Below are 13,578 nucleotides of genomic sequence, written 5' to 3' on the forward strand. Positions count from 1 at the left end.
GTTCGAAGGGCCCCTTGGGTTCAGGCGGGAGGGTTGGAGAGCTTCTCGACGCGTCCAGCGTGGCGTCCGCCACCGAACTCGGTCGAAAGGAAGGCGTCGAGGCAGGCCTTGGCCATGTCGATCCCGGTCAGGCGCGCACCCATCGCAATGCAGTTCGCGTTGTTGTGCTCACGCGCAAGGGCGGCCGAGAGGGGCTCGGAGACGAGCGCGCAGCGGCAGGCCGGGTTGCGGTTGACCGCCATCGAGATGCCGATACCCGAACCGCACAGCGCTACACCGTAGTCGGCGGTGCCGTCGGCGACGACCGAGCCGAGCAGGTAGCCGTAGTCGGGGTAGTCGACGCGGTCGGCCGTTTCGGGGCCGAGATCAGCCACTTCGTGGTTCAGTTCGATAAGATAGTCGCGCAGCGTGGCCTTGAGGTCCACGGCGGCATGATCGGAAGCAATGGCAATACGCATGGCGAATGGATCTTTTGACAGAGAGAGGAGTTGATAGCGCCCCCTTAGTCATCGCGGTGTCGTTTTGCGAGTCCCTGAGCGCTTATCTTTGATTGTTGGGCAAGAATGGCTGCGTGCCGGAGAGAAGGGTTGGGTGGGCGAGGTGCATCTGGTTGCGTCGCGGCCAGCCTCGGTGTACGCGCGCCCCACCCGGTCGCGCAAGAAACTTGCCGAATGGGGCCGATAATGCGCAGCGAAAGAAGGAAAGTCAGGGTGCAACCACGCGTTCTCATCGCCGGAGGCGGTATCGGAGGCCTTTGCCTCGCCCTGACCCTCGACCAGATTGGCGTTGACTGCCTCGTCCTGGAAAGCGTGCGCGAGCCCCGTCCCCTGGGCGTCGGGATCAATCTGCAGCCCAACGCGGTGCGCGAACTGGCCGACCTTGGCATTGACCAGGCGATGATGGACACCATCGGCATTCCAGCCAAGGAATGGGCGCTGGTCGGCCTCAACGGGCGCGAGATCTACAGCGAGCCGCGCGGACGCCTGGCCGGATATCATTGGGACCAGTATGCGGTGCATCGCGGGCGCTTCCACATGCTGCTGCATGAAACCGCGATTGCCCGGCTTGGCGCGGACAAGGTGCGCCTGGGCCAGCGCGTCACGGGGTACCGCAAGGAGGCGGATGGCTCGGTCACCGCGCTGTGCCGCCTTGCCGATGGCACCGAGGTCGAGGAGCACGGCACGCTCCTGTTCGGCGCGGACGGTATTCATTCGAGCGTGCGTGCCCAGATGCACCCGGACCAGGCGCCGATCCACTGGGGCGGCACGGTCATGTGGCGCGGCACCACGCGCGCCAAGGCCATTCGCACCGGGTCGTCGTTCGTGGGACTGGGCACGGCGCGCCACCGCGTCGTCATCTACCCGATCTCGCAACCGGATGCCGAGGGCCTGTGCGACGTGAACTGGATCGCCGAGCAGACCTTCGATGAGGACCATGACTGGCAGAGCCTGGGCTGGTTCCGCCCGGTCGACGTCGAGAGCTTTGCCCATCACTTCACCGATTTCGTCTACGACTGGATCGATTTGCCCGCGCTAATCGCAGGCGCGGACGTGGCCTACGAGAACCCGATGATCGACCGCGATCCGATCCCGACCTGGGTCGATGGGCCGGTCGCGCTGATGGGCGATGCCGCGCATCCGATGTACCCGACAGGTTCCAATGGCGCGTCGCAGGCGATCATGGATGCGCGCCGGATCGGCGCGTTGTTCCTTGAAATGGGTGTGGGCGCCGAGGCGCTGGCCGCGTTCGATGCCCGCTACTGCGCGCCGGTCGGCCAGTTGGCGCTGCGCAACCGAGGGGCCGGGCCTTTTGGTCTGCTGGGTATGGTCGAGGAGCGCTGCGGCGGCATTTTCGAGGATATCGAGGACGTGATCCCCAAGGCCGAGCGGGAGGAATTCATGCGCGCCTACCAGCGCGCGGCGGGCTTCGCGATGCAGGAACTGAACGCATCGCCCGCCACCATTGCACCCGGCGCGCGCGTCGAGGGTGCCCACAAGATCGAGGAGAAACTACAGTGACCCCCACGCTGGAGCATATCTGCGAATTCGAGGTCGAGCTTTCGCCCCCACACGAGATGGGTGAAAACGCCCAGGGCACCCGCCGCATCATTCCCATTGTCGGCGGGCGCGTGACGGGCAAGGCGATCAACGGAAAGCTGCTCGCCATCGGCGCCGACTGGCAGACCGTGCGCACCGACGATGTTGCCTATCTCGATGCCCGCTACGCCATTGAAACGGATGACGGCGCGGTGATCGAGGTCATCAGCCAGGGATTGCGCCATATGCCGCCCGAGGCGGCCGAACGCATCGCGGCGGGCGAAACACTCGAGTTTTCGGAATACTACATGCGGACCGCGATCCGGCTCGACACCGGGCACCCGGATTATGCGTGGGTCAATCGTTCGCTGTTCGTGGCCGCAGGCGGCAAGACGGGATCCACGGTCTACCTCTCGGTCCACCGCGTCGGTTGATCAGGGGCTGAGAATGCGGCCAGCCTGAATGTCACGAATGTTCTGGCGCAACTGCCGTGATTTATCGCGCTCGGCGGCCACGAAGGTCCGAACGATAGCGTCTTCGGTTTCAAGGATGCCGGGATCATTCGTGTAGATTTCCCGGCCGATCTGCTGAAGGCTCTCCTGACCTTGAGCTGTGCCGGTCCGCGCGTCCAGCGCGAGCAACGACAGGCGATTGAACCTGCGAGCGAACTCGCGTTCGAGCAACTGCGTCATGCGAAGCGCGATCGTGTCGTAGGCGAACCTGCGCATCTCTGCGGAAAATCGGGCAAGATGCTCCTCGATCATGTCGCGGGCAAAGGGCGGAGCTGTGTCTGCAAAGGCGTAGCTTGCGCGAATATCGTCGAGAGCCGTGTCCACGATACGGTCCATCTCCCGGTTGCGGACGTCGCGAGGATAGGCAGCCGCTGTCACCCGCCTGGCCAGTTGCTGGCTATCACCACGCGTTGTGGCGGTAGTTCGCCGTGTGGTGCTCTGCTCTTGGGCGCTTGCTGTCATGCCGCAGGTGAGCAGGCTCAGACAGACCGCAAGTCGTAAGGTGCCGCGCATAAATCGATGTCCCCCTTCGGGGATACCAAGCACAAAAGATGAGCCTTTCCAATCGCAAAGAAAAGCGCCCGCGGAGCAGGTCCGCGGGCGCTTCGTGATCGATGGGAAACCCGTTTCCTTACTGATCGAGGAACGAGCGCATCTTGCGGCTGCGGCTCGGGTGCTTGAGCTTCCTGAGCGCCTTCGCCTCGATCTGACGGATACGTTCGCGGGTCACCGAGAACTGCTGGCCGACTTCTTCCAGCGTGTGGTCGGTGTTCATGCCGATGCCGAAACGCATGCGCAGCACGCGCTCCTCACGCGGGGTGAGGCTGGCAAGGACGCGGGTGACCGTTTCCTTGAGGTTGGACTGGATCGCGGCATCGACCGGGATGATCGCGTTCTTGTCCTCGATGAAGTCACCCAGGTGCGAATCTTCCTCGTCGCCAATCGGCGTTTCGAGGGAGATCGGCTCCTTGGCGATCTTCATCACCTTGCGCACCTTCTCGAGCGGCATCGAGAGACGCTCGGCCATTTCCTCTGGGGTGGGCTCGCGGCCCTGCTCGTGGAGGAACTGGCGGCTCGTGCGCACGAGCTTGTTGATCGTCTCGATCATGTGGACCGGGATACGGATCGTGCGCGCCTGGTCGGCGATCGAGCGGGTGATGGCCTGACGGATCCACCACGTCGCATAGGTCGAGAACTTGTAGCCGCGGCGGTACTCGAACTTGTCGACCGCCTTCATCAGGCCGATGTTGCCTTCCTGGATGAGGTCCAGGAACTGGAGACCACGGTTCGTGTACTTCTTGGCGATCGAGATCACCAGGCGCAGGTTCGCCTCGACCATTTCCTTCTTGGCGATGCGCGCCTCGCGCTCACCCTTCTGGACCATGTTGACGATGCGGCGGAACTCGGGGAGCGCCATGCCGGTGGCCGCCGCGATGTCCGAGACTTCCTGGCGGATGCGTTCAACAGCGTCGGCTTCGTTCTCGGCGAACGCGGCCCACTTCTTGTCCTTCTTGCCCACTTCCGGCAGCCAGGTGTCGTCGAGCTCACGGCCGACGTAGCTGTTGAGGAAGTCGACGCGCTTCACCTTGTGACGCTCGGCAAGGCGCAGCATCTGGCCGCCCAGCGTCGTGAGGCGACGGTTGAAGGTGTAGAGGTTGTCGACGAGGTATTCGATCTTGGTCGCGTGGAACTGGACCGATTCGACCTGCGCGGTGAGTTCCTCGCGCAGCTCGTTGTAGCGGTCTTCCTTGGCGGCCGGGAAATCGATGCCCAGCGCGAGCGCTTCGAGGCGTTCGGACTGGAGCTTCTCGAAGGCCTGAAACAGCTCGGTGATGGTGGCGAACTTCTCGAGCGCCTCGGGCTTGAGAGCCGCTTCCATCTGAGCGAGGCTGAGAGTGTTGTCCTCTTCCTCTTCCTCTTCCTTGCGGCTGCCTTCGCCGTCCTCGCCTTCTTCGCCTTCTTCCGAAGATTCCTCTTCGTCGTCGTCCTTGTAGGAGGGCCCTGCGGTGGCCTCGGAAATCTCGCCGTCGTCCTCGCTCTCACCGTCCTCGTTGAGGCTTTCGGGCGCCGGCTCCTTGGATAGCATGGCGTCGAGATCGAGGATCTCGCGCAGCTGCATTTCCTCGTTGTTGAGGGCTTCGGACCACTGGATGATGGCGTGGAAAGTGATCGGGCTCTCGCACAGGCCCAGAATCATCATGTCGCGGCCGGCTTCGATACGCTTGGCGATGGCGATTTCGCCCTCGCGGCTGAGCAGTTCGACCGCGCCCATTTCGCGCAGGTACATGCGCACCGGGTCGTCGGTGCGCTCGACCGTTTCCTTCTTCTTGGTCTCGACGGCCGGCTTGGGCGAGGTGTCGTCGGAGGAATCGACTTCCTCGACTTCTTCCTCGTCCTCGTTCTGCGCGTCCTCGTCGTTCTCGACGATGTTGACGCCCATCTCGTTGATCGCGGCGTAGATATCCTCGATCTGGTCCGAATTCATCTGGTCCTGGGGCAGGGCCTCGTTGAGTTCGTCGATCGTGATGTAGCCCTTGCGCTTGGCGCGCGCGATCAGCTTTTTGACCGAAGCCTCGTTGAGGTCGATCAGCGGCGCGTCGGTACCGTCGTTTTCGCCGCCGTTGGTCTCGTTCTTGCTCATTCTTCCGCCGTTATCCCGTGCTGCCCGACACCCTGTGAGCGTATAATTATACAATCAGGACGAAGACGCATGTCTTGTCGCCATTTGCCTGAGGCGTTTATCAAATTCCAGCTTTCTCTTGAGGAGACGTTGCTGCTCGGCAAAAGTTTCGTCCGAAACCTCGCTTTCGAACCGGGCTGTTGCCTGTGCCAATGCTGCCTCCAGGACCGGACGTTCCACCAAGAGATCGATGGCCTGAGCGAGTTCCGCTGCCGCATGCTCTGCATTTGCGCCCGGGGCCAGAAAGCCGAAGCGAAACCCCGAATATTCAGCGGTTCTGGGAACTTCCAGACCATTTTCCGACAATATGGTGGATAGCGCGTCTTTTTCAAGCGGTGCCATGGCGTCGCAACATTCGAGCAACGCGTCGAAGCGCGAATCAAGGCCCGGCGTGCGGGCCAGCGCCTCGGCGTGGCGGGGCACGAGTTCGGGCCAACGCATCAGCCCGGCGATGACCGCGGCCGCAAGCCCGTCGCGCGATCCGCCTGAAAGTGCCTTTTTCAGCTTCTCGATTGATTCGGGGAGCGAGGGGGGCGTTGCTGGACGCCCGTTCCAGCGTCCCTGGCCGGGGCCGCGCGGCGTGAATGGACGGCGCGATTCGCCGCCGCCCTGTCCGCCCTGCCAGCGGTTCTCGCGGCGCGGGAAAGCGAACTCGCCATATCGGTCGAGCAGCTCACGCTTGTAGAGGCTGGCGATGTCGGGGTGCTGGATTGTCTCGACATGCTGGATAAGGCGCGCCTTGAGCCCCGCCTTGTCCTCGGGCGTGGTGAGGGGATGCGCGTCCTTCTCCACCTCCCACAGCACGTCGAGCAGGCTGCGGGCCTCGCCGAGGACCTCTTCCATCGCCGCAGGTCCACGCGCCTTGATGAGATCGTCAGGGTCGAGCCCTTCGGGCAGGCGCACGATGCGCAAGGTGTGGGCCGGGCGTAGCAGGGGGAGGGCGCGGGTAATCGCGCGCAGCGCCGCGCGCTGTCCGGCGGCATCGCCGTCAAAGCACAGGATCGGGGCCTCGACATGGCGCCAGAGCATCTCGATCTGGTGCTCGGTAAGCGCGGTGCCGAGCGGGGCGACGGCCTCGTCGATACCGGCCGCCGCCAGCGCGATCACGTCCATGTAGCCTTCGACCACGACGATCCGGCCCGACTGGCGCGCGGCGGGTGCGGCGCGGTGCAGGTTATAGAGCGTGCGCCCCTTGTCGAACAGCGGTGTGTCAGGAGAATTGAGGTATTTCGGGGCCTTGGTCTTCTCTTTGGAGAGAATGCGTCCACCAAAGGCGATGACCCGGCCGCGCGCATCCTCGATGGGAAGCATCAGTCGGCCGCGGAAACGGTCGTAGGGATCGCGGTCCTCGACCTCGATGCGCAGGCCCGCCTCGATCAGCATCGGTTCGGGAAAGCGCACCAGGGCCTGCTTGAGGGCCTGACGTTCATCGGGCGCAAAGCCGAAGCCGAAGCGCGCGACGATGCGTGGATCGAACCCGCGCGTCTGGAGATAGGCGCGCGCTTCGGCGCCCTCGGGCGTGGTCAGGTTGTGGCGGAACCACTCCTGCGCGGCCGTGGTCACGTCGTTGAGCGTATCGCGCTTCTGCGCGGCCTTGGCGGCGCGCGGGTCGGGCTCGGGGACATCCATCCCGGCCTCGCCGGCAAGCTCCTTTACCGCGTCCATGAAGGCGAGGCCCTGGTGGTCGGTCATCCAGCGGATCGCATCGCCATGCGCGCCGCAGCCAAAGCAGTGGTAGAACCCCTTTTCGTCGTTGACGTAGAAGCTGGGTGACTTCTCGTCGTGGAAGGGGCAGCAGGCCTTGTGCTCACGCCCCGCCTTCTGGAGGCGCACCGAACGGCCCACCAGCGCCGATAGCGTGGTGCGGGAACGGAGCTGGTCGAGCCATTGGGGCGTAAGCACGAAAGAAAGCCTGCCTTAGAGCGGGAAGGAGAGGGGTGTCAGGAGAGCGCGGCCTTCACCCAGCCACTGGCCTTACCCATGTCGAGCTCGCTTGCGTGGCGCTCCTTGAGCAGGCCCATGACCTTGCCCATGTCCTTCATGCCACTCGCGCCGACTTCGGCCTTGATCGCCTCGATCTTGGCCTTGGTTTCCTCTTCGCTCATCTGGGCGGGGAGGAAGGTCTCGATGACCTCGACTTCGGCCTGTTCCTCAGCGGCGCGTTCGGGGCGTCCACCTTCCTCGAACAGCTTGATCGATTCGCGGCGCTGCTTGACCATCTTCTGCAGGACCTCGATCACCATGGCGTCGTCATCGGCGGGCGCTTCGCTGGTGCGCAGCTCGATGTCGCGGTCCTTGAGCTTGGCGAGAATCAGCCGAACGGTTGCAAGGCGCGGTTTGTCGCCGGCCTTCATGGCTGCGATCTGGGCGGCCTTGATCGAATCACGAAGCATTGTTTTCCTGTCGGTGTATGGATGTGGGACGTGCTGGGATTGCATAAGTAGCAAGGCAGCGCGAAAATTGCATCTAGCCGCCTTGACGTGATGTACAACCCTCTCTAGCGGGAGCGCCTTAGCACACATGTCAGAAACACCCTCAACGGAGCGACCCATTATGGCCGACGCCGCATCTTCGCCTGCGCCTAAACCGGAAGGAGCCACGGGCGCTCTTGTACTCAGCACAGGCGAGGTTCTGTGGGGCCGCGGCTTTGGCGCTGTGGGTGTGGCAGAAGGCGAAGTCTGCTTCAACACGGCCATGACCGGCTACCAGGAAGTGATGACGGACCCGTCCTACTCGGGCCAGATCGTCACTTTTACCTTTCCTCACATCGGCAATGTCGGCGTGAACGACGAGGATCTGGAATCCAAGGTCGACGGCGCGGTTGGCTGTGTCGTGCGCGAAGACGTGACGCTCGCCTCGAACTTCCGCTCAGGCGGTGAGTTCGGCGACTGGCTCGCGGCCAAGGGCAAGGTCGGCCTTTCGGGCATCGACACCCGCGCCCTGACCCGCCGCATCCGCAAGACGGGCGCCCCCAACGCGGTCATCGCGCACGATCCCGAAGGAAACTTCGACGTTCCCGCCCTGATCGCGCAGGCCAAGGCCTGGCCGGGCCTTGAGGGCATGGACCTGGCCAAGGTCGTCACCCGCACCGCGGACGAGAGCTGGGAAGGTTCGACCTGGACGCTGGGCGCAGGCTACGCCGCCGCTGAGGGCGATGATCGTCCGCACGTCGTCGCACTCGACTATGGCGCGAAGGACAACATCTTCCGCAACCTGGTGAAGGCCGGCGCGCGCGTCACCGTGGTTCCGGCCGAAACGAGCCTCGATAAGGTTCTTGAGCTCAAGCCTGACGGTGTGTTCCTTTCGAACGGCCCGGGCGACCCGGCGGCAACCGGCACCTATGCCGTTCCCGTCATCAAGGGGCTGCTGGACCGCGACGTGCCGATCTTCGGCATCTGCCTTGGCCACCAGATGCTGGCCATCGCGGCGGGCGCCAAGACCGCCAAGATGTTCCAGGGCCACCGCGGTGCAAACCACCCGGTCAAGCGCCACGAGGACGGCGTGGTCGAGATCACCTCGATGAACCACGGCTTCGCGGTCGACAACGCGACGCTCCCCGACACCATCGAGGAAACCCACGTCTCGCTCTTCGACGGCTCCAACTGCGGCATCGCGATCAAGGGCAAGAAGGCCTTCGGCGTGCAGTACCACCCCGAAGCCTCGCCGGGCCCGCAGGACAGCTTCTACCTGTTCGAGAAGTTCGTCGGGATGCTGGGATGATCTCCTCGCGCCTTTCCCTTCTCCTTCCCGCCCTCGCGCTGGCGGCCTGCGGCGAACCGCCGCCCAAGGCCCAGGTGGTGACGACGGACGGGAAGGCCATCGCGGAAATCTGCGGTGTGCCCGAGGCGATGTTCTCGGGCGGGAAGGGCGCTCCGGTGGTTACTCTCTCTCCCGACCTGAGCGCGGCCGAGCAGGCCTGCACCCTTCGCGAGGTGCGCCGCTCGCTCCCTCAGGCCCGCATTATCGAAGCCGAGGCGCCGGGAACCCCGGCCCCGACCGCTTCGTCTCCCCTTTGACCCGCATAATCTCAAGGCAGGATTGAACCATGCCCAAACGCACAGACATCTCCTCGATCCTCGTCATCGGCGCGGGACCCATCATCATCGGCCAGGCCTGCGAATTCGACTATTCCGGCACCCAGGCGATCAAGGCTCTCAAGGAAGAGGGCTACCGGGTCATCCTCGTCAACTCGAACCCGGCCACGATCATGACCGACCCGGACATGGCCGATGCGACCTACGTCGAGCCGATCACGCCCGAGGTCGTCGCCAAGATCATCGAGAAGGAGCGCCCCGACGCGGTGCTTCCCACGATGGGTGGCCAGACCGCGCTCAACTGCGCGCTCGCGCTGTTCAATGACGGCACGCTGGAGAAGTGGGGCGTCAAGATGATCGGCGCGGACGCCGATGCCATCGACAAGGCCGAGGACCGTCAGCGCTTCCGCGAGGCGATGGACAAGATCGGCCTCGAAAGCGCGCGTTCGGGTGTCGCCCACACGCTGGACGAGGCTCTTGCCGTCCTCGAGCGCACGGGTCTGCCTTCGATCATCCGTCCTTCCTTCACGCTGGGCGGTACCGGCGGCGGCATCGCCTACAACAAGGCCGAGTTCGAGGCGATCGTGAAGTCGGGTCTCGACGCGTCCCCCACCACCGAGGTCCTCATCGAGGAATCGCTGCTGGGCTGGAAAGAGTACGAGATGGAGGTTGTCCGCGACCGCAAGGACAACTGCATCATCATCTGCTCGATCGAGAACGTCGATCCGATGGGCGTCCACACCGGCGACTCGATCACGGTCGCTCCGGCGCTCACGTTGACCGACAAGGAATACCAGATCATGCGCACCGCCTCGCTCGAGGTGCTGCGCGAGATCGGTGTCGAAACCGGCGGTTCGAACGTCCAGTTCGCGGTGAACCCCAAGGACGGCCGTCTCATCGTCATCGAGATGAACCCGCGCGTTTCGCGCTCCTCGGCGCTGGCCTCGAAGGCCACCGGCTTCCCCATCGCGCGCGTCGCGGCCAAGCTCGCCGTCGGCTATACTCTCGATGAGGTCACCAACGAGATTACCGGCGCCACGCCCGCCTCGTTCGAGCCGACCATCGACTATGTCGTCACCAAGATCCCGCGCTTCACCTTCGAGAAGTTCAAGGGCTCCAAGCCCGAACTCTCGACCGCGATGAAGTCGGTCGGCGAGGTCATGGCCATCGGCCGTAACGTCAAGGAATCGATGCAGAAGGCCCTGCGCGGCCTTGAAACCGGGCTCGACGGCTTCAACCGCGTGGTCGAGCTGGAAGGCGCAAGCCGCGACACCATCACCGCGGCCCTTTCGCAGCGCACCCCAACCCGTCTCCTCAACGTGGCCCAGGCCATGCGCGAGGGCTTCACGATCGAGGAAATCCACGCGATCACCTTCTACGACCTGTGGTTCCTGCGCCACATCGAGGAGATCATCGCCGAGGAAGCCAAGATCATGGAGCATGGCCTCCCGATCGATGCGGCCGGCCTGCGCCGCGTGAAGGCCATGGGCTTCTCCGACAAGCGCCTGGCGACGCTCGCCGTGCGTTCGGTCCATGTCGCAGGCGGTCTGGGCGAAACCCAGGCCAAGAGCTCGGGGCTCCTGCACGACACGATCCGCGCGATGGCTGGTGCCACCAGCGAAGAGGAAGTGCGCGCCCTTCGCAACAAGCTGGGCGTGCGCCCCGTCTTCAAGCGCATCGACAGCTGCGCGGCCGAGTTCGAGGCGATCACGCCCTACATGTACTCGACCTATGAAGCGCCTCTCTTCGGTGAGCCCGAGGACGAGGCCATGCCGTCCGAGCGCAAGAAGGTCGTCATCCTGGGCGGCGGTCCCAATCGCATCGGCCAGGGCATCGAATTCGACTACTGCTGCGTCCACGCCTGCTTCGCGCTGGAGGAGGCCGGCTTCGAGACCATCATGGTCAACTGCAACCCGGAAACCGTCTCGACCGACTACGACACCTCCGACCGTCTCTACTTCGAGCCGCTGACGGCCGAAGACGTGCTGGAAATCCTGCGCGTCGAACAGTCGAAGGGCGAGCTTGTCGGCGTCATCGTCCAGTTCGGTGGCCAGACCCCGCTCAAGCTGGCGGGCGCACTTGAGAAGGCAGGTATCCCGATCCTCGGCACCTCGCCCGACGCCATCGACCTGGCCGAAGACCGTGAGCGGTTTGCCGCGCTGGTCGACAAGCTCAAGCTCAAGCAGCCCGCCAACGGCATGGCGCGCAGCCGTGACGAGGCCGTCGCGGTCGCCAACCGCATCGGTTACCCGGTGCTGACGCGTCCCAGCTACGTGCTGGGTGGCCGCGCCATGGAGATCGTCGACAGCGAGCAGCAGCTCGATGACTACATCGCGACCGCAGTGCAGGTCTCGGGCGACAGCCCGGTTCTCATCGATCAGTACTTGCGCGATGCCGTCGAATGCGACGTCGACGTGCTGTGCGACGGCGACCAAGTCGTGGTTGCCGGTGTGATGCAGCACATCGAGGAAGCGGGCGTGCACTCGGGCGACAGCGCCTGCACCATTCCCGCCTACAGCCTGCCCGCCGAGATCATCGAGGAAATGGAGCGCCAGTCGCACGCGCTTGCGCTCGGTCTTGGCGTTCGCGGCCTGATGAACGTGCAGTTCGCGGTCAAGGACGGTGAGGTCTACCTCATCGAGGTCAACCCGCGCGCCTCGCGCACCGTGCCCTTCGTTGCCAAGGCCATCGGCCAGCCCATCGCCAAGATTGCCGCGCGCGTCATGGCCGGCGAAAAGCTCTCGACCTTCCCGCCGATCAAGCGTGAGCTCGACTACTTCGCGGTCAAGGAAGCGGTCTTCCCCTTCGCGCGCTTCCCGGGCACCGACCCGGTGCTGAGCCCGGAGATGAAGTCGACCGGCGAGGTCATGGGCATCGACCGCGACTATCCGCGCGCCTTTGCCAAGGCCCAGCTGGGGGCAGGCATGCGCCTGCCGGTGGAAGGCACGGTCTTCGTCTCGGTCAAGGACAGCGACAAGGACCACATCCTTCCCGCCGTCCAGAAGCTGGCTGATGAAGGCTTCCGCATCATCGCGACGTCGGGCACGCAGCAGTTCCTGGCGAAGGCCGGGATCGCGGTCGAACTGGTGAACAAGGTGGCCGAGGGCCGTCCGCACATCGTCGACAAGATCGAGGATGGCGAGGTCTCGCTGATCTTCAACACGACCGAGGGGTGGCAGAGCCTCAAGGACTCGCAGTCGATCCGGGCCTCGGCCTTGACCGCGAAGGTCTCGATCTTCACCACGGCCGCCGCGAGCATCGCGGCAAGCGAGGCAATCGCGACGATTCGCGGGAGCCAGCTTGAAGTCCGTTCGTTGCAAGATTATTATAGCTGAAATCGATCTTGCCTTCCCACATCGCTGCAGATCGGACCGGTCCCTCATGGCGCGCGCGCCGGGGACCGGGCAGGTGACTAGTCGCCTGACGGGACGCAGCGGGGCGAGCATGGGACGGCAACAGGAGGAAGATTTAGATGGCAAGTGTTGAAAAGCTGCCGATGCTCGCCGAGGGCTACGAACGGCTCATGGCAGAGATCAAGGCGCTGCGCGAAGAGCGTCCTCGTGTCGTCGACGCGATCGAGGAAGCGCGTGCGCACGGCGACCTTTCGGAAAATGCGGAATATCACGCGGCGAAGGAACGCCAGGGTCAGATCGAGGCCACGATCGGCGATCTTGAGGACAAGATCAGCCGCGCGCATATCGTCGATCCCGCAACGCTGTCGGGTGACAAGATCATCTTCGGCGCAACCGTGACCCTGCTCGACGATGACGACAAGCCGGTGAAGTACCAGATCGTGGGGCCGTATGAGGCCGACGCGAAGGCTGGGCGCATCAGCTACAACTCGCCGCTCGGCAAGGCGCTGATCGGCAAGAAGGTGAACGAAGAGGTCGAGGTGACCGTGCCTTCGGGTGACAAGTTCTACCTCGTCGAGAAGATCGACTTTATCTGATGTGACGTGCATTCCGGGCTGATCTGATCGCCCGGACCGCCACCGGCACACGAAAAGAGCCGGGAAGGGTGTCCTTCCCGGCTCTTTTCGTGTGTGCCGAAATCTGGATCAGACTTCGTTGTTCTCGGGGTCGAGCAGACGGTGCAGGTGCACGATCACGTACTTCATCTCGGCGTCATCGACGGTGCGCTGTGCGGCCGACTTCCAAGCGTCCTTCGCGGTTGCCATGTTCGGGAACACGCCCACGATGTCCATGTCGTTGAGGTCGACGAATTCGAGACCGGTCGGATCCTTGACCCGGCCGCCCATCACGAGGTGAAGTTTCTGCTGCATGTGATGTGCCACTTTTTCCTGTTGGGAGACGCCT

At 64.0% G+C, this 13,578-nt stretch carries 12 protein-coding genes; 6 read left to right on the plus strand and 6 right to left on the minus strand.

Annotated elements, in window-relative coordinates:
* Positions 1-20: 20 nt before the first annotated feature.
* On the minus strand, positions 21-458 hold the full coding sequence (gene rpiB, locus MTR65_RS03700; RefSeq protein ID WP_243797168.1) for a ribose 5-phosphate isomerase B: 438 nt from the start codon (positions 456-458) through the stop codon (positions 21-23).
* A gap of 252 nt (positions 459-710) precedes the next feature.
* Here rpiB and MTR65_RS03705 point away from each other — a divergent pair, with 252 nt between their 5' ends.
* Together MTR65_RS03705 and MTR65_RS03710 are read left to right on the plus strand one after the other, a co-directional pair.
* The gene (locus MTR65_RS03705) at positions 711-2,018 is read left to right on the plus strand and encodes a flavin-dependent oxidoreductase (protein ID WP_243797170.1); all 1,308 of its coding nucleotides are present in this window, start codon (positions 711-713) and stop codon (positions 2,016-2,018) included.
* Complete coding sequence (locus MTR65_RS03710; protein ID WP_243797173.1) at positions 2,015-2,470, plus strand: DUF3237 domain-containing protein; 456 nt, start codon at positions 2,015-2,017, stop codon at positions 2,468-2,470. The genes MTR65_RS03705 and MTR65_RS03710 overlap by 4 nt, the downstream gene beginning before the upstream one ends.
* On the opposite strand, the gene MTR65_RS03715 is transcribed toward MTR65_RS03710, so the two are convergent.
* The 4 genes from MTR65_RS03715 to MTR65_RS03730 form a co-directional block, all read right to left on the minus strand.
* Positions 2,471-3,061 (minus strand): hypothetical protein, encoded by a 591-nt coding sequence (locus tag MTR65_RS03715; protein ID WP_243797175.1) that lies wholly within the window; start codon positions 3,059-3,061, stop codon positions 2,471-2,473.
* Positions 3,062-3,179: 118 nt separating this feature from the next.
* Complete coding sequence (gene rpoD / locus MTR65_RS03720; protein WP_243797178.1) at positions 3,180-5,189, minus strand: RNA polymerase sigma factor RpoD; 2,010 nt, start codon at positions 5,187-5,189, stop codon at positions 3,180-3,182.
* Between the two features lie 54 nt (positions 5,190-5,243).
* Complete coding sequence (dnaG, locus tag MTR65_RS03725) at positions 5,244-7,130, minus strand: DNA primase (RefSeq protein ID WP_243797180.1); 1,887 nt, start codon at positions 7,128-7,130, stop codon at positions 5,244-5,246.
* Between the two features lie 38 nt (positions 7,131-7,168).
* A complete protein-coding gene (locus tag MTR65_RS03730; RefSeq protein WP_213501649.1) occupies positions 7,169-7,621 on the minus strand; it encodes a GatB/YqeY domain-containing protein in 453 nt (150 codons plus the stop codon).
* A gap of 160 nt (positions 7,622-7,781) precedes the next feature.
* Between MTR65_RS03730 and carA the strand changes: the two genes are divergently transcribed.
* The 4 genes from carA (at position 7,782) to greA (ending at position 13,211) form a co-directional block, all read left to right on the plus strand.
* The gene (carA, locus tag MTR65_RS03735; RefSeq protein WP_243797182.1) at positions 7,782-8,948 is read left to right on the plus strand and encodes a glutamine-hydrolyzing carbamoyl-phosphate synthase small subunit; all 1,167 of its coding nucleotides are present in this window, start codon (positions 7,782-7,784) and stop codon (positions 8,946-8,948) included.
* A complete protein-coding gene (locus MTR65_RS03740; protein WP_243797185.1) occupies positions 8,945-9,244 on the plus strand; it encodes a hypothetical protein in 300 nt (99 codons plus the stop codon). The genes carA and MTR65_RS03740 overlap by 4 nt, the downstream gene beginning before the upstream one ends.
* Before the next feature lie 29 nt (positions 9,245-9,273).
* Positions 9,274-12,597, plus strand: coding sequence for a carbamoyl-phosphate synthase large subunit (carB, locus tag MTR65_RS03745; protein WP_243797188.1), 3,324 nt, complete (start codon positions 9,274-9,276; stop codon positions 12,595-12,597).
* A gap of 137 nt (positions 12,598-12,734) precedes the next feature.
* Positions 12,735-13,211, plus strand: a complete 477-nt coding sequence (gene greA, locus MTR65_RS03750; RefSeq protein ID WP_226635597.1) for a transcription elongation factor GreA — start codon at positions 12,735-12,737, stop codon at positions 13,209-13,211.
* Positions 13,212-13,319: 108 nt separating this feature from the next.
* On the opposite strand, the gene MTR65_RS03755 is transcribed toward greA, so the two are convergent.
* On the minus strand, positions 13,320-13,544 hold the full coding sequence (locus tag MTR65_RS03755; protein WP_039393863.1) for a DUF4170 domain-containing protein: 225 nt from the start codon (positions 13,542-13,544) through the stop codon (positions 13,320-13,322).
* Positions 13,545-13,578: the final 34 nt, after the last annotated feature.

The sequence above is a fragment of the Novosphingobium mangrovi genome (assembly GCF_022818885.1).
Lineage (GTDB): Bacteria > Pseudomonadota > Alphaproteobacteria > Sphingomonadales > Sphingomonadaceae > Novosphingobium > Novosphingobium mangrovi.

Bases quoted from the DNA above. Each gene is read 5' to 3' on its own strand.
- MTR65_RS03730 (WP_213501649.1), bottom strand. From the start codon at position 7,621: ATGCTTCGTGATTCGATCAAGGCCGCCCAGATCGCAGCCATGAAGGCC.
- MTR65_RS03740 (WP_243797185.1), top strand. From the start codon at position 8,945: ATGATCTCCTCGCGCCTTTCCCTTCTCCTTCCCGCCCTCGCGCTGGCG.
- rpoD (WP_243797178.1), bottom strand. From the start codon at position 5,189: ATGAGCAAGAACGAGACCAACGGCGGCGAAAACGACGGTACCGACGCG.
- carB (WP_243797188.1), top strand. From the start codon at position 9,274: ATGCCCAAACGCACAGACATCTCCTCGATCCTCGTCATCGGCGCGGGA.
- greA (WP_226635597.1), top strand. From the start codon at position 12,735: ATGGCAAGTGTTGAAAAGCTGCCGATGCTCGCCGAGGGCTACGAACGG.
- MTR65_RS03715 (WP_243797175.1), bottom strand. From the start codon at position 3,061: ATGCGCGGCACCTTACGACTTGCGGTCTGTCTGAGCCTGCTCACCTGC.
- MTR65_RS03755 (WP_039393863.1), bottom strand. From the start codon at position 13,544: ATGCAGCAGAAACTTCACCTCGTGATGGGCGGCCGGGTCAAGGATCCG.
- rpiB (WP_243797168.1), bottom strand. From the start codon at position 458: ATGCGTATTGCCATTGCTTCCGATCATGCCGCCGTGGACCTCAAGGCC.
- carA (WP_243797182.1), top strand. From the start codon at position 7,782: ATGGCCGACGCCGCATCTTCGCCTGCGCCTAAACCGGAAGGAGCCACG.